This window comes from Rathayibacter sp. SD072, from assembly GCF_017355185.1.
Lineage (GTDB): Bacteria > Actinomycetota > Actinomycetes > Actinomycetales > Microbacteriaceae > Rathayibacter.
The window spans coordinates 1-20878 of record NZ_JADILJ010000001.1 but is presented as its reverse complement, the minus strand read 5'-3'; the positions used below and the strand labels follow the sequence as shown (position 1 = coordinate 20878).

Below are 20878 nucleotides of genomic sequence, written 5' to 3'. Positions count from 1 at the left end.
GAGCGTTTTTCGACAGGAGCGAGGCCGGCGGGTGCATCTGAAGAGCCTGACCCTCAAGGGGTTCAAGTCCTTCGCTCAGCCGACCACGTTCGCCTTCGAGCCGGGGGTCACCTGCGTCGTCGGCCCCAACGGCTCGGGCAAGAGCAACGTCGTCGACGCGCTCGCCTGGGTGATGGGGGAGCAGGGGGCGAAGACCCTCCGCGGCGGCAAGATGGAGGACGTGATCTTCGCGGGCACCTCGACCCGCGGTCCGCTCGGCCGCGCCGAGGTCGCCCTCACGATCGACAACACCGACGGCGCGCTGCCGATCGAGTACACCGAGGTCACGATCACCCGGACGCTCTTCCGCAACGGCGGCAGCGAGTACGCGATCAATGGGCGCTCCTGCCGGCTGCTCGACGTGCAGGAGCTGCTGAGCGACTCCGGTCTCGGGCGCGAGATGCACGTCATCGTGGGGCAGGGCCAGCTCGATGCCGTGCTGCACGCGACTCCGGAGGAGCGCCGCGGCTTCATCGAGGAGGCCGCGGGGATCCTCAAGCACCGCCGTCGGAAGGAGAAGACGCTCCGCAAGCTCGAGGCGATGCAGACCAATCTCACGCGTCTCTCCGACCTCGCCGGCGAGATCCGCCGACAGCTCAAGCCGCTCGGGCGCCAGGCCGAGGTCGCCCGTCAGGCGCAGACCATCGCCGCGGTGGTGCGCGACGCCCGTGCTCGCCTGCTCGCCGACGACGTCGTCACCCTGCGGACGGCCCTCGACGGCTTCGCGCGCTCCGAGAGCGAGCGGCACGGCGAGCGCATCGTGCTGCAGGAGAAGCTCGAGCAGGCGACGCTGCGGATGGCGCGGATCGAGTCCGAGATGGTGGGCGACGCCGTCGACGATGCCCGCCGCACCACGTTCGAGCTCGAGTCGGTGCAGGAGCGGCTGCGCAATCTCGCCGCGCTCGCGGGCCAGCGGCTCGCCCTGCTCGAAGCGGAGTCGGAGCAGCCGCAGGTGCAGCCGCGCGTGACGCCGCAGCTCCTCCAGGAGGCGCACGACGAGCTCGAGCGGCTCCGGCGGGCCGTGCTCGACGCGGAGGAGGCCTGGGCCGCCTCGCAGAAGGACACCGTCCGCGCCCGGCAGGCGCTCGACGCCCTCGACGACGAGATCGCCGCGCAGTCCGCGCTCGTCTCCCGGCACGACCTCGAGATCTCCCAGCTCAGCGGGCAGGCCGACTCGGCGGCCTCCCGGCTCGCCGCCGTCCGCGGCGAGGTGCTCCGCGCGCAGAACACCCTCGACTCCGCCGTGCAGCGCCGTGACGCCGCGGAGCGCCAGCTCGACGCGCTCGAGGACGAGATCGGCGAGGCGGGCGGCGGCACCGACGGCGCCCTCGACGAGAGCTACGAGCTCGCGCAGTCGGCCGTGTTCGAGGCGGAGGGCGAGATCGAGCGACTTCGCGAGGAGCTGCACGCACTCGAGCGCGAGCGCGACGGGCTCGCCGCCCGCACGAGCGCCCTGTCCCTCGCGCTCGACGTCTCGGACGGCTCGTCCGAGCTCCTCGCCGCGCGGCTCGACGGAGTCGACGGGCGCGTCGCCGAGCGGATCCAGGTGCGACCCGGCTACGAGGCCGCCGTGGCCGCCGCGCTCGGCACCCTCGCCGACGCGGTCCTCGCGGACGAGGCGGCGCACGCCGAGGCGGCGCTGGACGAGGCGGTCCGCCGCGACCTCGGCCGGGTCGAGCTGCTCGTGGCGGCGTCCTCGCGGGCGCCGCTGGATCTCGCCGTGCCCGACGGAGCGACGCGGGCCCGCGATCTCGTCACCGGCCCGCCCGCCGTCCTCGCCCTGCTCGAGCAGGTCGTCGTCGTCGACGATCTCGCCACGGCCCGCCGGATCTGGCCCGGACTGGCCGGTCGGGAGCATCCTGTCACCGTCGTCACCCGCGACGGCGCCACCGTCTCGGACTTCGTCCTGAGCGGTGGAGCGGGCGGTCAGCGCAGCCGTCTCGAACTCGTCTCGGAGCGCGACGCGGCCGATGCCGCACTCGAGGAGATCGTGGGCCGGATCGACCGGCTCCGCTTCGACCTCGCCGAGCAGACCGGGGCCCTCAAGGGCGCAAAGGAGCAGTCGCGCCTCGCCCTCGCCGCTCTGCGCGAGCACGACTCCGCTCGCGCCGCGCACACGGAGCGCCTCGGCCGCGTCCGTGCGCAGCACGAGTCGGCCGTCGCCGAGCTCGGCCGCGGCGAGAAGGCGCTCGCGATCGCGTCCGACCGGGTCGGCGACGCCGAGCGCGCCGCGCAGAAGGCTAGGAGCGAGCTCGACACCGCGCGCTCGCGCCCCCGCCCGATCCTCGACGTGAGCGGACGCGACGCCCTGCAGCAGGGTGTCGATTCGGCCCGGGAGCGCGAGATCGAGGCGAGGCTCGGAGTCGAGACCGCGAAGGAGCGCGTGCGCGCCGAGCAGTCCCGCGGCGAGGCGCTCGCCCGACAGCTCGCCGCCGATCGCGCCGCCGCCGACGAGGCCGCCCGCCGCGCCGTGATCCGCCGTCGTCAGCACGAGGCCGCGGCCGACGTGACCCGCGCGATCCCGGCGGTCCTCGCCTCCGTCGACCGATCGGTGCAGCAGGCCCGCGCCGAGCTCGTGCACGCCGAGGCCGCCCGATCGCAGCAGAACGAGGAGCTGCAGGGGCTCCGCCGCCAGGAGTCCGCTCTGCGCGAGCGACTGCAGTCGGTCACCGAGAGCGTCCACGGGCTCGAGCTGCAGATCTACGAGAAGCGCCTGCAGCTCTCGGGGCTGCTCGAGCGGGCCGGATCCGAGCTGGGACTGGTCGAGGACGTGCTCGTCGCCGAGTACGGGCCGGAGGTGGGCGTGCCGGGCGAGGAGGAGGACGCGCCTGCGCGCCCGTACGCGCGGGACGAGCAGCGCCGCCGACTCGAGAAGGCCGAGAAGCAGCTCGCCCAGCTCGGGCGGGTGAACCCGCTCGCGCTCGAGGAGTTCGCGGCGCTCGAGCAGCGCCACGTCTTCCTCACCGAGCAGCTGACCGACCTCACGAACACCCGTCGCGACCTGCTCCTCATCATCGAGGAGCTCGACGAGACGATGCAGACGGTCTTCGCGTCAGCGTTCGACGACACGCGGGCCGCCTTCGCCGACGTGTTCCCCGTGCTGTTCCCCGGAGGAACGGGCAGCATCCGCCTGACGGACCCCGACGATCTGCTCACCACGGGCATCGAGGTCGCGGTGCGACCCGCGGGCAAGAAGATCGAGCGGCTCTCGCTGCTCTCGGGAGGCGAGCGCTCGCTCGCCGCAGTGGCCTTCATGGTCGCGATCTTCAAGTCGCGGCCGAGCCCGTTCTACATCATGGACGAGGTCGAGGCGGCGCTGGACGACGCGAACCTCGGCCGCCTGCTGACGATCTTCCAGGACCTCCGCACCTCGAGCCAGCTGATCGTGATCACGCACCAGAAGCGCACGATGGAGATCGCCGACGCCCTCTACGGCGTCTCGATGCGGCAGGACGGAGTCTCGGCCGTGGTCGGCCAGCGCGTGCAGGCCCCCGCCGACTGACCCTCGCCCCTCCCGCCGAGGGAACCTCCCGCCGTCGAGGGAGCCCGCTCCGGCTGGTTCCCTCGACGGCTCGGGGTTCCCTCGGCAGAGGCGGTCGGGCCGAGCCGTCGCCGGTACCCTGGAGCACATGGCTGAACGCACCTCCTGGTCGCTCGGCCGCGCACTGCGCGGCCTGTTCGAGAAGCGCACGATCGACGACCAGACGTGGGACGACCTCGAGACCGCGCTCATCACCGCCGACTTCGGTCCCGACATCACCGAGGAGATCGTCGAGGACCTCCGCGCGAAGGTCGAGCGCTACAGCACGACCGATCCGCGCGACCTCCAGCGCATGCTCCGCGAGTCGATGGAGGAGCGGCTGTCGAAGTACGACACGACGCTCAAGCTCAGCGAGCGCCCGGCCGTGATCCTCGTCGTGGGCGTCAACGGAGTGGGCAAGACCACGACCATCGGCAAGTTCGCCAAGTTCCTCCGCAACTACGACCGGAGCGTCGTGGTCGGAGCGGCCGACACGTTCCGCGCCGCCGCCGTCGACCAGCTCGCCACCTGGGCCCAGCGCGCCGACGCGCAGATCGTGCGCCCGCAGCAGGAGCGCCAGGACCCGGCCTCGGTCGCCTTCCAGACCGTCCAGTTCGCGAAGGACAACGGCATCGAGATGGTCATCATCGACACCGCCGGCCGCCTGCACACCAAGGGCGGGCTGATGGACGAGCTCGGCAAGATCAAGCGCGTCATCGAGAAGCAGGCCCCCATCTCCGAGATCCTGCTCGTGCTCGACGCGACGACCGGTCAGAACGGGCTGAGCCAGGCCGAGGCGTTCATCGAGCACGCCGGAGTGACGGGCCTCGTCATCACGAAGCTCGACGGCTCCGCCAAGGGCGGGTTCGTCCTCGCCGTCCAGGAGCGCACGGGCATCCCGATCAAGCTCGTCGGCCAGGGCGAGGGCATCGGCGACCTCACCGGCTTCACCCCGCACGTCTTCGCCCAGCAGCTCGTCGGCTGAGCGCCGATGCGCTCGGCGTCCCGCGCCACGCGAGATGCCACTCTGGTACGCGACACGCCGGGCTGGGCGGACCGGACCGGCATCTCGCGGTGACGCCGACGGTCACACCGCCTGGGAGAACCCCAGCGCCGCATCAGCGAGGTGCCGCAGGTGCTCCGGCACCGGCCGCCCCTTCGACTCCATCGACTGCGCCCACAGGCGGCCCGCCCGGTAGGACGAGCGCACGAGCGGACCCGAGAGCACGCCGAGGAACCCGATGTCCTCCGCCTCCTCCTTGATCGCGACGAACTCCTCCGGGTGCACCCAGCGGTCCACCGGCAGGTGCCGCGGCGTCGGCCGCAGGTACTGCGTGATAGTCAGCAGGTCGGTACCCGCGTCGTGCAGGTCCTGCAGGGCCTGCGAGATCTCCTCGCGCTCCTCGCCCATGCCCAGGATGAGGTTCGACTTCGTGATCAGCCCCGCGTCGCGCCCCTGGGTCAGGACGTCCAGTGAGCGCTCGTAGCGGAACGCGGGCCGGATCCGCTTGAAGATCCGCGGCACGGTCTCGACGTTGTGCGCGAACACCTCCGGGCGCGCGTCGAACACGCGCCCGAGGTGCTCCGGACGTCCGGTGAAGTCGGGCACGAGGATCTCGACTCCCGTTCCGGGGGACTGGGCGTGGATCTGCCGGATCGTCTCGGCGTAGAGCCAGGAGCCCTCGTCCGCCAGGTCGTCGCGCGCGACTCCGGTGACCGTGGCATAGCGGAGGTTCATCCGCGCCACCGATTCGCCCACGCGCCGCGGCTCGTCGGCGTCGTAGTCGGCGGGCTTGCCGGTGTCGATCTGGCAGAAGTCGCAGCGGCGGGTGCACTGCGCGCCGCCGATGAGGAACGTGGCCTCGCGGTCCTCCCAGCACTCGAAGATGTTGGGGCAGCCCGCTTCCTGGCAGACCGTGTGCAGCTCCTCGCTCTTCACGAGCGACTGCAGCTGGCGGTACTCCGGCCCCATGGTGGCCTTGGTCTTGATCCAGTCGGGCTTGCGCTCGATCGGAGTCTCGGCGTTGCGGATCTCGAGCCGGAGCAGCTTGCGTCCGCCCACCTCGGCGCTCACGCGGCCACCACCGCGGCCTGCTCGGCCGAGAACTCGAGCGAGCACTCGCGGAACCGCCGATCGACCAGGGCGCGCACCGCCTCCATCGAGACCTCGCTCCCCGTCTCGCGCTCGATCGTCGTCACTCCGGCGTCCGCGATGCCGCAGGCGACGATGCGGGAGTAGGGCTCGAGGCTGTTCGAGACGTTGAGGGCGAAGCCGTGCATCGTCACGCCTCCTGCCACCCGGATGCCGATGGCGGCGATCTTGTCCGCGCCGAGCGGCCGGCGGATCCAGACTCCCGAGCGTCCGTCGATGCGCTCGCCCGCGACGCCCAGGTCGGCGAGCACGGCGATCAGCATCCCCTCGAGCGAGCGGACATAGGCGACCACGTCGACCGGTTCGCGCAGCCGCACGATCGGGTAGCCGACGAGCTGACCCGGTCCGTGCCAGGTGATCCGGCCGCCGCGGTCGACGTCGACCACGGGGGAGCCGTCGACCGGGCGCTCGTGCGCCTCGGTCCGCTTGCCCGCCGTGTAGACGGACGCGTGCTCGCAGAGCACCAGCACGCCGTCGCGCCCGGCGACGACCTCGTCGTGGAGCCGGCGCTGCAGCTCCCAGCCGTCGCGGTAGTCCAGGGGATCGGCGGAGTCGCCCGCCAGCAGAGTCTCGATCACGTCGCCACCCTAGACGCATTCCTGCACTCAGCCCAGTTAATCCGGAGGAACGGCGGCAGAACCGAGCACTCCGCGGCTCCGGTAGAATTCCGGGCATCATGGCTACTTTCGGCACCCTCTCCGATCGACTCGTCGAGACCTTCAAGAACCTGCGCACGAAGGGCAAGCTCTCGGCCTCGGACGTCGACGGCACCGTCCGCGAGATCCGGCGCGCCCTGCTCGACGCCGACGTGGCGCTGGACGTGGTCAAGGCCTTCACCGGCAAGGTCCGCGAACGCGCCCTCGGCGACGAGGTCAACAAGGCGCTGAACCCGGCTCAGCAGGTCGTCCAGATCGTCAACGAGGAGCTCGTCGCGATCCTCGGCGGGCAGTCGCGCCGCCTCGAGTTCGCCAAGCGTCCGCCGACGGTCATCATGCTCGCGGGCCTCCAGGGTGCGGGCAAGACGACCCTCGCCGGCAAGCTCGGCAAGTACCTCGGCAAGGACGGGCACACCCCGCTCCTCGTCGCGGCCGACCTCCAGCGCCCCAACGCGGTGCAGCAGCTGCAGGTCGTGGGCGAGCAGGCCGGAGTCGCGGTCTACGCTCCCGAGCCCGGCAACGGGGTCGGCAACCCGGTCAAGGTCGCGCAGAACGCGATCAAGTTCGCCGTCGACAAGCAGTACGACACGGTCATCATCGACACCGCCGGCCGCCTGGGCGTCGACGCCGACATGATGAAGCAGGCGTCCGACATCCGCCGCGTCACGAACCCCGACGAGGTCCTCTTCGTCATCGACGCGATGATCGGCCAGGACGCCGTCGCCACGGCCAAGGCCTTCCAGGAGGGCGTGGACTTCACCGGCGTCGTGCTCTCGAAGCTCGACGGCGACGCGCGAGGCGGAGCAGCGCTGTCGGTCGCCTCGCTGACCGGGCGTCCGATCCTCTTCGCCTCCACGGGCGAGGGCCTCGACGACTTCGAGCAGTTCCACCCCGACCGCATGGCGAGCCGGATCCTCGACCTCGGCGACGTGCTGACCCTCATCGAGCAGGCGCAGTCCGCGTTCGACGAGGACGAGGCGCGCAAGGTCGCCGAGAAGATCATGAGCGACTCGTTCACGCTCGACGATTTCCTCGGCCAGATGCAGCAGCTGCGCAACATGGGCTCGATCAAGAAGATGATCGGCATGCTCCCGGGCGCGAAGGGCATGCGCGAGCAGCTCGACCAGTTCGACGAGCGCGAGATCGTGCGCACCGAGGCGATCATCCAGTCGATGACGAAGGCGGAGCGGATCAACCCCAAGCTCCTCAACGGCTCGCGGCGCCTGCGCATCGCGCGCGGTTCCGGCATGACCGTCACCGACGTCAATCAGCTGGTGCAGCGGTTCGAGCAGGCCGCCAAGATGATGAAGACCGTCGCCAAGGGCGGCATGCCGAACGTGCCGGGCATGGGCCCCGTGCCCGGAGCCGGCTACCAGGGCCGCCCGAAGCCGCAGAAGAAGAAGACGTCGAAGTCGGGCAACCCGGCCAAGCGCGCGGCCGAGAACGCGGCGATCACGTCCGGCCCCCGACCCGGCGACGCCGGCGGATCGGGCTTCGGTCTCGGTGGCGGCGCGGGCGCGCAGGCGCAGCCGACCCCCGAGGAGCTGGAGCAGCTGCAGAAGTTCCTCGGTCGATGACCGTGCGGCGGAGCCTCGCTGCGGCGGCTCTCGCGGCCGTCGCCGTGCTCGGGCTCACCGGGTGCGCTGAGACGTCCGGCGCCGAGGCGATGTCGGCTCCGGCGCCCGAGGAGCTCGTCGGGCGCTGGATCACCGGGGTGGCGTACGAGTCGCCCGAGGTGCCCTTCCTGCTCATCGCCGACGACGGGACCTGGACCGGTTCCGACGGCTGCAACGGCGTTCAGGGGGAGTGGGCGATCGACGACGAGGGCACGCTCAGCGTCGACGCCGGTCCGAGCACGTTCATCGCCTGCGACGGTGTCGCGCTGCCGACGATCTTCGCCGAGGCGTCGATGGCCGCGATCGACGGCGGCCGGCTCCGCCTCTTCGACGACGAGGGCGCGACCACCGCCAAGCTCGCCCGCTCGACGGTCGACGAGGCCCCGACCGCAGCTCCGGACCCCGCCGGCGAGTAGCCCGCGCAGCGGGGGCCCCTCGCTGATCGAGGAGCTCGCCCAGCGGGCGTCTCGAGATCCCCGTCGACCGGCGGGACCTCCGCCACCGTCGAGGTCTAGCGTGGTGGGCATGACAACCACCACCGCGCGCCCGGTCCGCATCGGCGTCCAGATCGCCCCTCAGCACGTCTCCTACGAGGTCATCCGCGACACGCTCGCCGAGCTCGAGGACCTCGGCGTCGACATCGCCTTCAACTGGGACCACTTCTATCCGCTCTCCGGCGAGCCCGACGGCCTGCACTTCGAGGGCTGGAGCATGCTCGCCGCCTGGGCCGAGCAGACCAGCCGCATCGAGTTCGGCCCGCTCGTCACCTGCAACAGCTACCGGAACCCCGACCTGCTCGCCGACATGGCCCGCACCGTCGACCACATCAGCGCCAAGGGCGCCGAGGGGCGCCTGATCTTCGGCATCGGCTCCGGCTGGTTCGAGCGCGACTACCAGGAGTACGGCTACGAGTTCGGCACCGCCGGCTCGCGTCTGGACGAGCTCTCCGAGGCGATGCCGCGCATCCGGAGCCGCTGGGGCGTGCTCAACCCGGCTCCCACCCGCGAGATCCCCGTCATGATCGGCGGCGGCGGCGAGAAGAAGACGCTGCGGATCGTGGCCGAGCACGCCGACATCTGGCACAGCTTCTCCGACGTCCCGACCCTGGAGCGCAAGCTCGGCGTCCTCAGCGACTGGTGCGGGAAGGTCGGCCGCGACCTGTCGGCGATCGAGGTGTCGACCGGGGTGAACATCCCCGCCGAGGGCGGTGACGGAGCGTTCGCGGTCGCCGACCAGCAGCACGAGCTCGGAGCGCGCCTGTTCACACTCGGCATCAGCGGACCCGACATCGACCTCGCGCCGGTGCGCGAGCTCCTGTCATGGCGCGACGGCAAGAACAGCATCAGCCGCTGAGGCGATGAGGGGTGGGCGGCTCCCGGGCCGCCCGCCCCTACTCCTCGCGGGTGGGCGTCGAGTCGGTCGGCACGCTCTCGCCCAGGCCCGCCTTCTGAGCGGCCAGCGCGAACGCCTCCGCCAGAGCGAGCTGCCCGGCCTCGGTGGGATGCACGCCGTCCTCGGCGAGGAGACCGTCGGTCCTCAGCGGGTCCGGGTACTCGAGCGCTGAGCCTCCGGCCGACGCGACGGCGTCGACCAGTGCGGCGTCGTACGCGTCCAGATCGCCGGGCCGCGGGTCAGGCCCCCAGACGGAGTCGAGGGCGATCAGCCTCGCCGACGGCACCCCCCGGGCGATCGCGTCCACGGCCGACGGGATCGCGGCGACCACGTCCTCGACGGGGGTTCCGAGATCGTTGCTGCTCGCGACGACGATCACGACGTCCGGTGACGTCGCGGCGATGTCGTCCGCGCGGTCGCCGATCGGCTCCCCGCAGACGCCGGGGCGCACGAAGCCGCCCCCGTCGCAGCCGAGGTTCGTCACCGTCCAGCCGAACGCGTCGCCGACGAGCGCCGGCCAGGCCGCCCCGGCGTCGAGTCCGTAGCCCCTGACGATGCTGTCGCCGACCACGGTGACCCTGGAACCGGCCGGGATCGACCCGCCCACCTCGAGCGGAGCGGGGTCCTCGACAGCGTGAGCGCCGGCGTCGGAGGAGGGGGCACTCGTCGTCGAGGGGGCGGTCGTCGCCGAGGACTCGGACGCGGGCTCCGCCGCGGAGGAGCACCCCGCGAGCGCGAGCACGAGCACGCCGATCGCGGCGAGCCGCCGCGTCGCGATCATGCCCGCGGGTCCCGCAGCCCGTCGCGCAGCTCGCCCGCGAGCGCCCGGACGACGGCACGGAGGTCGCCGTCGTGGGCCGCGGCGACCCGCAGCTGCCGCTGGTAGCTCGCGCCCGCGACGAGGATCAGCTCGACGTCGGCGAGCTCCTTCGCGCAGTCGAGGCGCTCCGCGACCGGGGCGAGCGTCACGAGGAGGTCGCGGATGTCGTCCGTCACCAGGCGCTCGGCGCCCGCGCTGTCGAGGATGATCTCGGCGTCCAGGCCGTACCGGGCGGCCCGCCACTTGTTCTCGCGCACGTACCAGGGCTGCATCGTCGGCAGGTCCTCGCCGTCGTCGAGCCGCGTGGACAGGTGCTCGACGAGGCACTGGATGAGCGCGGCGACGGCGCCGATCTCCTCGGCCGAGGAGAGCCCGTCGCAGGCGCGCATCTCGAGCGTCCCCCACTGCGGCGAGGGGCGGATGTCCCAGCGGACCTCGGTGTGGTCGTCGATGACTCCGGTGCGCATCATGTCGTCGACGTACTCCTCGTAGTTCGCCCATGCTCCGAACTGCGGCGGGAGGCCGGCGGTCGGGAGCTGCTGGAACATGAGCGCGCGGTTGGACGCGTAGCCGGTGTCGACGCCGCCCCAGAACGGGCTCGAGGCCGAGAGCGCCTGGAGGTGCGGGTAGTAGTCGAGCAGGGAGTTCAGGATCGCGAGCACCTTGTCGCGGTCCTCGATCCCCACGTGCACGTGGATGCCCCAGATCATCATGTTGCGGCCCCACCACTGGGTCCGGTCGATGAGCCGGTGGTAGCGCTCCTTATCGGTGATGCTCTGGTCGTACCACTGCGCGAACGGGTGGGTTCCGGAGCAGACGAGGTCCAGGCCCATCGGGTCGGTGATCTCGCGCACCTGGCGCAGCTGGTCCTGCAGATCCGCGACGGCGTCGCCGACCCGCGTGTGCACGCCCGAGACGAGCTCGACGGTGTTGCGCAGCAACTCTCCGGTGATGCGGGCGTGCGGCTCGCCGTCCTCGCCGCGCAGGGCCTCCAGCACGACGTCGGCGACGTTGGCGAGGTCCCCCGTCTGCCGGTCGACGATCGCGACCTCCCACTCGATCCCGAGTGTGGAGCGGTCGGACTGGGCGAAGCTGATCTCCATGGCGTCGTCTCCGTCGATCCGGCGTCCACCGGGTCGGGACGCGCGGACCCCATCGTCCCACGAGTCGCCGGGACGGGGCCGAGGGCGGGCCCGGAGCGCGCTGCGCGCCCTCCCGCGCGATGAGCCGCATGTCGCGCCCGCACGCCGGGGTTTTTTCTGGCAGAATGATCCGTCGGGTCCGAGGCGGTCGACCCTCTACTCACCGCCGAAGAAACCCCCTCGAGCTTCCGGCCGGGTGTGCACCCCACGCTCACGGCTCAGTTCATCCATCCTCGACCTCTACAGGTCAACGACCACACAGGAGAATTGTGGCTGTCAAGATTCGTCTGAAGCGCCTGGGCAAGATCCGGGCGCCCTACTACCGCATCGTCGTCGCCGACTCGCGCACCAAGCGCGACGGCCGCGTGATCGAGGAGATCGGCAAGTACCACCCCACCGAGGAGCCCTCGTTCATCCAGGTCGACTCGGAGCGCGCGCAGTACTGGCTCGGAGTCGGCGCGCAGCCGACCGAGCAGGTCGCCGCGATCCTCAAGCTGACCGGCGACTGGGGCCGCTTCAAGGGCGACGCCGACGCCGTCAGCACCGTCAAGGTGAAGGAGCCCAAGGCCCCCTTCGTCATCGACGCGAAGAAGAAGCCCGTCCTCAAGCCCAAGACCGAGGCTCCGGCCAAGGCCGCCCCGGCCGAGGACACCGCCGACGAGACCTCCACCGAGGCGTAGTCCATGCTCGCTCCCGCCGTCGAGCACCTCGTCAAGGGGATCGTCGAGAACCCCGATGAGGTCCGTGTCGTGGCGACGGGCTCCCCACGCGGAGAGGTCCTCGAGGTGCGCGTGCACCCCGAGGACCTCGGCCGCGTGATCGGACGCTCCGGTCGCACCGCCAAGGCCGTCCGCACCCTGGTCGCCGCTCTCGCCGACGGCCGTCGCGTCCGCGTCGACGTCGTCGACACCGACAAGTAGAGGTGTCGACCCCCGAACCGGGCACGACGCAGCTCCGCGTCGCCCGACTGACCAAGGCCCACGGCCTCAAGGGCGCCATCAAGCTCGAGCTCTACACCGACGAGCCCGACAAGCGCTTCACTCCCGGATCCACGTTCACGTTGCAGGTGCCCCGCACCTCCGAGTGGCACGGGAGGAAGCTCGAGCTCGTCGAGCTCCGCTGGTACAACAGCCACCCCGTCGCGTTCTTCAAGGGCGTCGACGACCGCAGCGCCGCCGAGACCCTCCTCAAGGCGATCCTCTGGATCGACGAGGAGGTCCGCACCGCGCCGGGCGACGACGACTCCTGGTACGACTACCAGCTCGTCGGCATGAAGGTCGTCCGCGACGGCGCCGAGGTCGGCACCGTCCGCCGCGTCGACCACTTCCCGGCGCAGGACCTGCTCATCGTCGCGACGCCCTCCGGCGAGGTCATGGTGCCGTTCGTCACCGCGATCGTGCCGTCGATCGATCCCGTCGCGGGGATCGTCACCGTCACGCCTCCCACCGGCCTCTTCGAGGAGGTCGTCGAGGTGGAGCCGGCCGAGGTCGACCTCTCGCACGTCGACCTCTCGGACCCGGCCCTCGCGACTCGGGCCGAGGACGAGGAGTCCGACGCCTCCGCCGAGGACGACTCCGGCACTCCCGCAGCGGACGCCGCCTCCACCGACGACGAGGCGCCCGCGGAGGACACCCGGTCGTGAGGATCGACATCGTCACGATCTTCCCGGAGTTCTTCGGGGTGCTCGACATCAGCCTGCTCGGGCGCGCGCGCTCGAGCGGGCTGATCGAGCTCGGCGTGCACGATCTGCGCTCGTTCACCCACGACCGGCACCGCACCGTCGACGACACGCCCTACGGCGGCGGCGCCGGCATGGTGATGCGGCCGGAGCCGTGGGGTGAGGCGCTCGACAGCATCCTCGAGGCCGACGCCGACGCGGATCCGCTCGTGATCTTCCCCTCGCCCGCCGGCGAGGTCTTCACGCAGGCCACGGCCCGGCAGCTCGCCGACGAGAAGGCGCTCGTGTTCGGCTGCGGCCGCTACGAGGGCATCGACCAGCGCGTCGTCGACCACACCGCCACGCGCGCCCGCGTGCGGATGATCAGCCTCGGCGACTACGTGCTGAACGGCGGCGAGGTCGCCGTCATGGCCATGATCGAGGCCGTCGGCCGCCTGGTGCCCGGCGTCGTCGGCAACCCCGCGAGCCTCGTCGAGGAGAGCCACTCCGACGGCCTCCTCGAGTACCCCAGCTACACCAAGCCCGCGTCCTGGCGCGGCCTCGACGTGCCTCCCGTGCTGCTCAGCGGCAACCACGGAGCGATCGCCGCCTGGCGTCACGAGCAGAGCGTCGAGCGCACCCGCCGCGTGCGGCCCGAGCTGCTGCCCTAGATCCTCTCCGACCCGTCCGCCCTCTGCGCGGCGAGGTGCCGCTCGCGGACCGCGAGGAACAGCGGGAACGCGAACGCGAGTGCGACGAGCGGTGCGAGCAGCACGTAGATCCACAGCCGCTTCATGCCCAGGCGGCGTCCTTCGACGACGATCAGGGCGACCGCAGCGATCGCGACGATCAGCAGATCGGTCGTGAGCGAGGACACGGCCGGTCCGCCGTCGAACCAGGCCCCGAGGAAGTCGACGCTCTCGAGCACTGCGCGGATGTTGTGCGTCCAGGTCCCGAGGAGACCGAGGACGGCGAGGACGAGGTTGACCAGCGCCAGCGGCGTCCAGCCCTTCAGCAGACGGGTCATCGGGAGACCTCCGGGGTACGGGGGCGGGCGAGCACGACGGCGGTGCCGACGAGGAGGAGGCCGCCGAGCACGAAGCCGGCGGTGAGGGTGAGCGGGTCCGGTGCGACGATCGACTGCCCTCGGAGCGCCTGCCAGCAGGTGATCGCGACGGCACCGGCCCAGCCGGCCGAGGCGAGGACGAGCAGGCGGGCGCGCACCGCCGCCTCGCCGAGGACCGGCAGGCGGCGTCCGAGCAGGCGGAGGCCGATGGCGAGCAGCGGCAGCCCCTGCAGAGCGTGCATCCCGAGGAAGTGCGGGATGCGCAGATCTCCGCCCGTCGTGCTCCAGCCCAGAAGCGGGAGCCCCGGCCCGCCGTCCGCGACGCCGACCGCATGGGCGCCGACGACTCCGCGGTAGTCCGAGAGCTGGTCGGCGGTCGGGCCGGTCATGAGGAAGGCGAGTGCCATCCCGATCAGCCCGATGACCAGTCCCGCTCGCACGGCGATCGTCAGCGCGTCGTCGCCGAGGGGCACCCGGGCCAGAAGGATCGCCAGCACGAGAGTGGCGAGCCAGACGACCACGATCGAGACCGCCATGGTCGTCCACATCATCGAGTGCAGGGGAGTGCTCACGTCGAAGTGGCTCGCGGCTCCGACCGCCGCCGCACCGCCGATGACCACCATCTCGACGACGAGGCCGGCGGTGGCCACGGTGCCGAGGATCCGCCCGAGGCGGCGGCGGCGGGGGAGCAGCCCGATCAGCCAGGCGAGGGTGAGCGAGTAGACCGCGATCGAGAGGCAGAACTTCAGCGGCTTCGCCCAGACCGACTGCCCGCCGAGCTCGCGCGGGTCGAGCAGGAGGGCGACCGCGCAGAGGAGGGCGCCGACGCCCATCGCGATCGCGAGAGCGAGCAGGGGGCGGTGCGGGCGGGCGACCGCGTCGGCGACCGGCGCCTCGCGCACGGCGGTCATCGCGCCGCCTCCGCCGAGTCGTCGGCCGGAGCGAACCGGCGCTGCGTCTCCCGGGCCTGCGCCACACGGCGGAGCGACTGGAGCACGACATCGCCCAGTGCGGTGCCGACCGCTGCGATCGACGCCTGCTCGCTCACGCTCGCGCGCGCCTCGAGCTCGTCGAGGTCGGCGCGGGCGACCAGCTCGGCGGCCTCCTCGTAGCGCTGGAGCCAGTCCGGCGTCATCGCACCTCCCGACGCCTCGAGCGCGTCGAGTGCCCGGGCGGCCGTCGCGACCGCGGGGTGCTCGCACATCATCGGCCCGACGAGCGCGCGGACCCGCTCGAGCGAGGCGTCCGTGGCGGGGGAGTCGGAGTCGGCGTGCGCCGAGACCACGTCCTGGGCGACCTCGAACGCGTGGGCCGGAGGGGCGCCGCTGTCCAGGACCGCCGTGATCCGCTTCGCGCCGGCGATCCCGACTCCTCCGCTCTCGATGAGGCCGCGGAGCAGGCGGAGCCGTGCGACGTGGTCGTCGCCGTACTCCGCCCGCTGGGGGGCCGAGGATTCACCCGCGGCGAGGATCCCCTCCCGGATGTAGTACTTGATGGTCGCGACGCTGACACCGGTCAGCCGTCCGAGCTCGGAGATGCGCATACGGAGAGTATTGCTATCGGATAGTGCCGCTGTCTAGAGCGACGGCGGGATCAGTCGCGTGCGGTGAGGACGATGCTCCCCGTCTCGGTGATCGCGATCGTGTGCTCCATGTGGGCGCCGCGCGAGCCGTCGCGGCTGCGCAGGGTCCAGCCGTCCTTGTCGGTGAAGATCTCGTCGGTCGTCTGCAGGAACCACGGCTCGATCGCGATGACGAGCCCCGGGCGCAGGGGGAACCCGCGGCCGGCGCGACCGTCGTTGGGGACGTGCGGGTCGCCGTGCATCGTGCGCCCGACGCCGTGCCCGCCGAAGTCGGTGTTGATGGTGAGCCCCTCGGCGTGGGCGACCGCGGCGATCGCGGCCGAGATGTCGCCGATCTTCCCGCCGGGCTTCGCCGCGGCGATGCCGGCGTCGAGCGCGCGCGCCGTGGTGTCGATCAGCGCCAGGTCCTCGTCGCGTGGCGTGCCGACCACGACGCTGACGGCGGAGTCGGAGACCCAGCCGTTCACGGACGCGGCGAAGTCGAGGGTCAGCAGATCGCCGTCGCGGAGGCGGTAGTCGAACGGCAGGCCGTGCAGCACGGCGTCGTTGACGGAGGTGCAGATCACCTTGCCGAACGGGCTGGCCCCGAAGGACGGGTGGTAGTCGATGTAGCAGGACTCGGCCCCGGCCTTCCGGATCATGTCGTGCGCGAGGCGGTCGAGCTCGAGGAGGTTCACTCCCACCCCGGCGGCGGCGACGGTGGCCTGCAGGACCTCGGCCACGAAGCGGCCGGCGGGCCGCATCTCCTCGATCTCGGCGGGCGTGCGCAGCTCGATCATCCTGATCCTCTCGGGGGTCGCTGAGGCGTTGCTCAGCGGTGGTGGGTACGGTCGGTGCATGCGCACGCGACGGGCATTCGGTTCCTGGCAGTATCCGGCCGCGATCGTCCTGCCCCTGTGGATCCTCCTCGGGTACGGACTCTTCGGGGGATCGAGCGGGTGGACCGTCCTCGGTCTCGTCATCGCCCTCCCCATTCTGGCGCTCAGCCTCGCCGCCGTGGCGAGCATCGTGGCGTTTCGGGTGACCGTGCGGCCGACTCGCACCCCCGCGTGGGGCGACGTCGCCGCGGTCGGCGCCTGGCACGCGTCGCTGATCGCGCTCGGCTTCTTCCCTCCGGGGGCGTGGGCGATCGGACTGCTGTCGGTGCTCCTCGGGATCGTGGCGCTCAGTCACTCCCTGTGGCGGTTCGTGAACGACGCGCGCGCCACGCTGATCGCGTTCGCCGAGGCGTCCGCGGTGCAGGCGCAGGGCGGGCAGCGGCCCGTGGTGGGCGACGGCTTCGATCCCGAGCGCCCCCAGGACGGGCAGACGCTCATCCTCTGACGGCGCGGGCGGACGCTCCTTCCCCGAGGGGACCGCGCCGCCGCAGCGCGGTCGGCCCGTCCCGCCGACTCCGCTTTGACGCCGATCGCCGCGCCGTGACAGAATAAGCGCTTGTGCCTCGCGCAGGCTCTGCCACAGGGGAGCCGCTACGACGCGGGGCGCGCACCGACTTCCCACCCACGAAACGGTGCTCGACCTGTGGCGGGCACGGAGAGCGATAGAACATGCACATCCTCGATAACGTCGATGCGGCGTCACTCCGGACCGACATCCCCGACTTCCGTGCGGGCGACACCGTCAAGGTCCACGTCAACATCGTCGAGGGAACCCGCTCGCGCGTCCAGATCTTCCAGGGCGTCGTCATCGGCCGCTCCAACGAGGGCGTCCGCGAGACCTTCACCGTCCGCAAGGTCAGCTTCCAGGTCGGCGTCGAGCGCACCTTCCCGGTGCACTCCCCGGTGATCGACCACATCGAGGTCGTCACCCGCGGAGACGTGCGTCGCGCGAAGCTCTACTACCTCCGCAACCTGCGCGGCAAGAAGGCCAAGATCAAGGAGAAGCGCTGACCCCCAGCGGGTCTCCGCACACTCTCCCCGAACCCCGGTCCACTTATGATGGACCGGGGTTCGACCCTTTCCAGGGGCCTCTCCCGACCGGGGATGCACGGCCCCGGATGATGCACAGTAGGGGCGACGGCACGCGATGACAGACAGCACGGCCCCGGTCACGATCCACAGCGACGGAGACCACGCGCGCCACTCCGCCGCACCGGGCGACGGGCACCGGCCGCGCCGTCGCCGCGGGGTGCTGCTCTTCCTCCGCGACGTGCTGATCATCTTCGTCGTCGCGGTGCTGGTCTCCTTCCTCGTGAAGACCTTCCTCATCCGCTCGTTCTACATCCCGTCCTCCTCGATGGAGCAGACGCTGGTCGAGAACGACCGGATCCTCGTGAACGAGCTCGTGCCGGATCTCGTGCCGATCTCGCGCGGCGACGTCGTCGTCTTCCGCGATCCGGGCGGATGGCTCTCGCCGAGCACCGAGCCCGATGTGCCGCCGTTCCAGGCCGCCGTCGACTCGGCTCTCGCGATCGTGGGCCTCACCGCTCCCGACAGCAACGACCACCTCATCAAGCGGGTCATCGGGCTGCCCGGCGACACCGTCACCTGCTGCACCCCGCTCGGCCAGGTCGAGGTCAACGGCAAGCCGATCGACGAGCCCTACGTGAAGCTGCCCGACGGCGTCCAGGCCGTCTCGGCGACGCCCTTCGACGTGGTCGTGCCCGAGGGATCGCTCTGGGTGATGGGCGACAACCGCTACAACTCGGCCGACTCCCGCTACAACACCGACAAGCCCGGCGGCGGCTTCGTGCCGATCGACAATGTGGTCGGCCGGGCGATCCTCGTGACCTGGCCGGTGGAGCAGTGGGCGTGGCTCGACGACTACCCGGCCGTGTTCCGCGGGGTCGAGAACGACGCGTCGGATTCGTCGGACTCCTCCTCCCAGGCCGGGCAGGACTAGGTGGTCGTCGCCGAACCCACCCTGACGATGGAGCGGCGCCTGTTCCGCCAGGGCTACGAGAGCATCATCGGCTGCGACGAAGTGGGCCGAGGGGCGATCGCCGGCCCCGTCTCGGTCGGCGTCGTCTCGATCGGCCGTCGCTGCGGGCGTTTCCCGGAGGGGCTGCGGGACTCGAAGCTGCTGGCTCCCGCCCGCCGCGAGGCACTGCTGCCCGGCGTCGTGAGGTGGGTGTCCGGCTGGGCGATCGGCGAGTCCTCCGCCGACGAGATCGACGACTCCGGCATCATCGCGGGCCTCGGCCGCGCCGCGTCCCGCGGGATCGAGCGCCTCGTCGACCAGGGCGTCGACCTCGCGACGTCCGTGGTCCTCCTCGACGGCAAGCACGACTGGCTGACGCCCGCGCTGGGGGAGTGGGCCGCCGAGCTGACCATCGTCACCCGCATCAAGGCCGACCGCGACTGCGCGTCGGTGTCGGCCGCCTCCGTCCTGGCGAAGGTCGGCCGCGACGGCCAGATGGTGCGCCACCACGACGAGTTCGCCGACTACGCCTGGGACAGCAACAAGGGCTACGGCAGCGCCGCGCACTGGGCGGGGTTGGATCGCGTGGGGCCGTCCCCGTTGCACCGGGTGACCTGGCTGTCGAAGCCGCGCGAGGCGGCTGCCGCCGGTGGGTCGGCGATGGCTGGAGCCGAGCTCTCGGCGTCCGGCACTCCCGCACCGGCGTAGGATTGACGGACGATGGATGAGGACGAATTCGAGGACTACGACCGCGAGGTCGAGCTGGCACTGTACCGGGAGTACCGCGACGTCGTCTCGCAGTTCTCGTACGTCGTCGAGACCGAGCGCCGCTTCTACCTCGCGAACGAGGTGGACCTCGTGCGCCGCGACACCGAGCACGACTTCTACTTCGAGCTGACGATGCGCGACGTGTGGGTCTGGGACGTCTACCGCTCCGACCGCTTCGTGAAGTCGGTCCGCGTGCTGACCTTCAAGGACGTCAACGTCGAGGAGCTCTCCCGCAAGGAGTTCGAGCTCCCCAAGGAGCTCGCGCTCGACGAGTAGCGTCTCCGCGCCTCACTCCACGAGGATCCCCAGTTCGTCGATCGCCACGGCTGTTCCGGTCTCGAGCGAGCGGTTGCCGGCGATCCCGACGGCGATCGAGCGGAGCCCGTCACGGTAGTCCGCCGCGCGGCCGAGCGGATCATCCGCCGCACCTCGGAAGAGGTCGCGCAGCATCCTGTCGTCGCCTCCTCCGTGTCCGCCGCCCTCGGTGCGGATCGGGATCTCCTCGGCCGCCTGCCAGTGCCGTTGGAGGAGCAGGCGGTCGTTGTCGGGTCGTGGGCCGTAATCGGCGGTCTCCGCACCGGCCAGTGAGGGATCCACGGCGATGCGTCCGTCCGGCCCGGGCAGGACGGCGCCGCGCTCGACGACGTCGAGCTCGACGCGGCCGCGGGTGCCGTTCACGGCGACGCGGTACCCCTCCCACGGCGAGTGCGCGTTCAGCGAGTAGCTCAGCGTCGCTCCGCGGCGGTAGTCGACGACCAGCGCGAGGTTGTCCTCGATGGTGATGCCCGTGCCGAAGGCCGACTGGTCGCGTCGGTAGTCGTCGTGGTGCTCGGCCTCGAGGTAGAGCGCGCGCAGGCGCGGGTCGCGGCGGAGATCGAGGGCGAAGGGATCGGCCGCCGACGCGTCGCTGCTCCCGCGCTCGGTGCTGACCGGCGCGCTCTGACGGGCGGCGTTGGCCTCGCCGTAGAAGCGCAGACCCCCCGAGGCGAAGACGCGCGACGGGACGTCGCCGATCCACCAGTTCACGAGATCGAAGTGGTGGGAGGCCTTGTGGACGAGCAGACCCCCGGAGTTGCGCTTGTCGCGGTGCCAGCGGCGGAAGTAGTCGGCGCCGTGGGCGGTGTCGAGGAGCCACTCGAACGTGATCGACGTGACGTCGCCGATCGCTCCGCCCGCGATCAGCTCCTTGAGGGCGGAGTTGCGGGGCGAATACCGGTAGTTGAAGGTGACGACCGGGTCGCGTGCGGAGTCGCGCGCGGCCTCGGCGACCAGTCGAGCGCCGGCCTCGTCGATGGTGAGCGGCTTCTCGACGACGACGTCTACGCCCGCGCGGAGGCAGCGATCGAGGATCCCGGCGTGCGTGACGTCGGGCGTCGTGATCACCACGCGGTCCACCCGCTCCTCCGTCAGTGCTCGCTCCAGGTCGGCCGGTCCGGCGAGACGGGGTCGTGCGGCGGCACCGTGCCTCACTGCAGCCTCCGCCGCGTACTCGGCTCGCGTCGGATTCGACTCGATGACGGCGACCAGCTCCGCCACGTCGGCGTGCGGTCCCGCGATCGCAGCGATGTACATCTCGGCGCGGTGGCCGGAGCCCACGAGGGCGTAGCGG

At 71.5% G+C, this 20878-nt stretch carries 23 protein-coding genes; 14 read left to right on the top strand and 9 right to left on the bottom strand.

The genetic code is table 11. The features are described 5' to 3' along the window. The first annotated feature begins 31 nt into the window (after positions 1–31). Both smc and ftsY read left to right on the top strand, forming a co-directional pair. Entirely contained in the window at positions 32–3541 is a 3510-nt protein-coding gene (gene smc, locus IOC53_RS00115) for a chromosome segregation protein SMC (protein WP_207402366.1), read from the top strand. A 127-nt stretch (positions 3542–3668) separates the two neighbouring features. Continuing rightward, positions 3669–4544 (top strand): signal recognition particle-docking protein FtsY, encoded by an 876-nt coding sequence (ftsY, locus tag IOC53_RS00110; RefSeq protein ID WP_055792633.1) that lies wholly within the window; start codon positions 3669–3671, stop codon positions 4542–4544. Positions 4545–4646: 102 nt separating this feature from the next. Here ftsY and lipA read toward each other — a convergent pair whose 3' ends face one another. Both lipA and lipB read right to left on the bottom strand, forming a co-directional pair. After that, a complete protein-coding gene (gene lipA / locus IOC53_RS00105) occupies positions 4647–5633 on the bottom strand; it encodes a lipoyl synthase (protein ID WP_207402365.1) in 987 nt (328 codons plus the stop codon). Continuing rightward, positions 5630–6289: a lipoyl(octanoyl) transferase LipB gene (gene lipB / locus IOC53_RS00100; RefSeq protein WP_307785992.1), complete on the bottom strand. Its 660-nt coding sequence runs from the start codon at positions 6287–6289 to the stop codon at positions 5630–5632. The genes lipA and lipB overlap by 4 nt, the downstream gene beginning before the upstream one ends. Before the next feature lie 98 nt (positions 6290–6387). Here lipB and ffh point away from each other — a divergent pair, with 98 nt between their 5' ends. The 3 genes from ffh to IOC53_RS00085 all read left to right on the top strand — a co-directional run bounded on the left by ffh (position 6388) and on the right by IOC53_RS00085 (position 9336). Further along, positions 6388–7944 carry a signal recognition particle protein gene (gene ffh / locus IOC53_RS00095; protein ID WP_207402364.1) on the top strand — a complete coding sequence of 519 codons (1557 nt, stop codon included), beginning with the start codon at positions 6388–6390 and terminating at the stop codon, positions 7942–7944. Continuing rightward, on the top strand, positions 7941–8399 hold the full coding sequence (locus tag IOC53_RS00090) for an META domain-containing protein (protein WP_207402363.1): 459 nt from the start codon (positions 7941–7943) through the stop codon (positions 8397–8399). Before ffh ends, IOC53_RS00090 begins: the two co-directional genes overlap by 4 nt. A 109-nt stretch (positions 8400–8508) precedes the next feature. Continuing rightward, entirely contained in the window at positions 8509–9336 is an 828-nt protein-coding gene (locus tag IOC53_RS00085) for an LLM class F420-dependent oxidoreductase (RefSeq protein WP_207402362.1), read from the top strand. Between the two features lie 37 nt (positions 9337–9373). Here the strand turns inward: IOC53_RS00085 and IOC53_RS00080 are convergent, their stop codons facing one another. Together IOC53_RS00080 and IOC53_RS00075 are read right to left on the bottom strand one after the other, a co-directional pair. Further along, positions 9374–10156: an SGNH/GDSL hydrolase family protein gene (locus IOC53_RS00080; protein WP_207402361.1), complete on the bottom strand. Its 783-nt coding sequence runs from the start codon at positions 10154–10156 to the stop codon at positions 9374–9376. Next, positions 10153–11298, bottom strand: coding sequence for a glutamate--cysteine ligase (locus tag IOC53_RS00075; RefSeq protein ID WP_207402360.1), 1146 nt, complete (start codon positions 11296–11298; stop codon positions 10153–10155). Before IOC53_RS00075 ends, IOC53_RS00080 begins: the two co-directional genes overlap by 4 nt. A gap of 308 nt (positions 11299–11606) precedes the next feature. Between IOC53_RS00075 and rpsP the strand changes: the two genes are divergently transcribed. Genes rpsP through trmD form a run of 4 tightly spaced genes read left to right on the top strand, consistent with a single transcriptional unit; the run spans position 11607 to position 13665 of the window. Beyond that, the gene (gene rpsP / locus IOC53_RS00070) at positions 11607–12017 is read left to right on the top strand and encodes a 30S ribosomal protein S16 (RefSeq protein WP_207402359.1); all 411 of its coding nucleotides are present in this window, start codon (positions 11607–11609) and stop codon (positions 12015–12017) included. A gap of 3 nt (positions 12018–12020) precedes the next feature. Beyond that, positions 12021–12257: an RNA-binding protein gene (locus IOC53_RS00065; protein ID WP_207402358.1), complete on the top strand. Its 237-nt coding sequence runs from the start codon at positions 12021–12023 to the stop codon at positions 12255–12257. A gap of 2 nt (positions 12258–12259) precedes the next feature. After that, on the top strand, positions 12260–12979 hold the full coding sequence (gene rimM, locus IOC53_RS00060; RefSeq protein ID WP_207402357.1) for a ribosome maturation factor RimM: 720 nt from the start codon (positions 12260–12262) through the stop codon (positions 12977–12979). Continuing rightward, a complete protein-coding gene (gene trmD, locus IOC53_RS00055; protein ID WP_207402356.1) occupies positions 12976–13665 on the top strand; it encodes a tRNA (guanosine(37)-N1)-methyltransferase TrmD in 690 nt (229 codons plus the stop codon). The genes rimM and trmD overlap by 4 nt, the downstream gene beginning before the upstream one ends. On the opposite strand, the gene IOC53_RS00050 is transcribed toward trmD, so the two are convergent. The 4 genes from IOC53_RS00050 to map are packed head-to-tail and all read right to left on the bottom strand — an operon-like array spanning position 13662 to position 16421. Beyond that, positions 13662–14021, bottom strand: coding sequence for a DUF2834 domain-containing protein (locus tag IOC53_RS00050; protein ID WP_207402355.1), 360 nt, complete (start codon positions 14019–14021; stop codon positions 13662–13664). The genes trmD and IOC53_RS00050 overlap by 4 nt on opposite strands. After that, complete coding sequence (locus IOC53_RS00045) at positions 14018–14971, bottom strand: hypothetical protein (RefSeq protein WP_207402354.1); 954 nt, start codon at positions 14969–14971, stop codon at positions 14018–14020. Before IOC53_RS00045 ends, IOC53_RS00050 begins: the two co-directional genes overlap by 4 nt. Next, a complete protein-coding gene (locus tag IOC53_RS00040; protein WP_207402353.1) occupies positions 14968–15603 on the bottom strand; it encodes a MerR family transcriptional regulator in 636 nt (211 codons plus the stop codon). The genes IOC53_RS00045 and IOC53_RS00040 overlap by 4 nt, the downstream gene beginning before the upstream one ends. Positions 15604–15653: 50 nt before the next feature. Further along, positions 15654–16421, bottom strand: coding sequence for a type I methionyl aminopeptidase (gene map / locus IOC53_RS00035; protein WP_207402352.1), 768 nt, complete (start codon positions 16419–16421; stop codon positions 15654–15656). Between the two features lie 58 nt (positions 16422–16479). Between map and IOC53_RS00030 the strand changes: the two genes are divergently transcribed. The 5 genes from IOC53_RS00030 to IOC53_RS00010 all read left to right on the top strand — a co-directional run bounded on the left by IOC53_RS00030 (position 16480) and on the right by IOC53_RS00010 (position 19545). Continuing rightward, entirely contained in the window at positions 16480–16965 is a 486-nt protein-coding gene (locus IOC53_RS00030) for a hypothetical protein (protein WP_207402351.1), read from the top strand. A gap of 224 nt (positions 16966–17189) precedes the next feature. Beyond that, the gene (gene rplS, locus IOC53_RS00025) at positions 17190–17531 is read left to right on the top strand and encodes a 50S ribosomal protein L19 (RefSeq protein ID WP_207402350.1); all 342 of its coding nucleotides are present in this window, start codon (positions 17190–17192) and stop codon (positions 17529–17531) included. 136 nt (positions 17532–17667) lie between these two features. Further along, a complete protein-coding gene (lepB, locus tag IOC53_RS00020; protein WP_207402349.1) occupies positions 17668–18483 on the top strand; it encodes a signal peptidase I in 816 nt (271 codons plus the stop codon). Continuing rightward, positions 18484–19209, top strand: coding sequence for a ribonuclease HII (locus IOC53_RS00015; RefSeq protein WP_207402348.1), 726 nt, complete (start codon positions 18484–18486; stop codon positions 19207–19209). Between the two features lie 12 nt (positions 19210–19221). Continuing rightward, positions 19222–19545 carry a DUF2469 domain-containing protein gene (locus IOC53_RS00010; protein WP_055792576.1) on the top strand — a complete coding sequence of 108 codons (324 nt, stop codon included), beginning with the start codon at positions 19222–19224 and terminating at the stop codon, positions 19543–19545. 12 nt (positions 19546–19557) lie between these two features. Here the strand turns inward: IOC53_RS00010 and IOC53_RS00005 are convergent. Beyond that, the coding region (locus tag IOC53_RS00005) for a Gfo/Idh/MocA family protein (protein WP_207402347.1) at positions 19558–20878 on the bottom strand (1321 nt) is incomplete at its 5' end.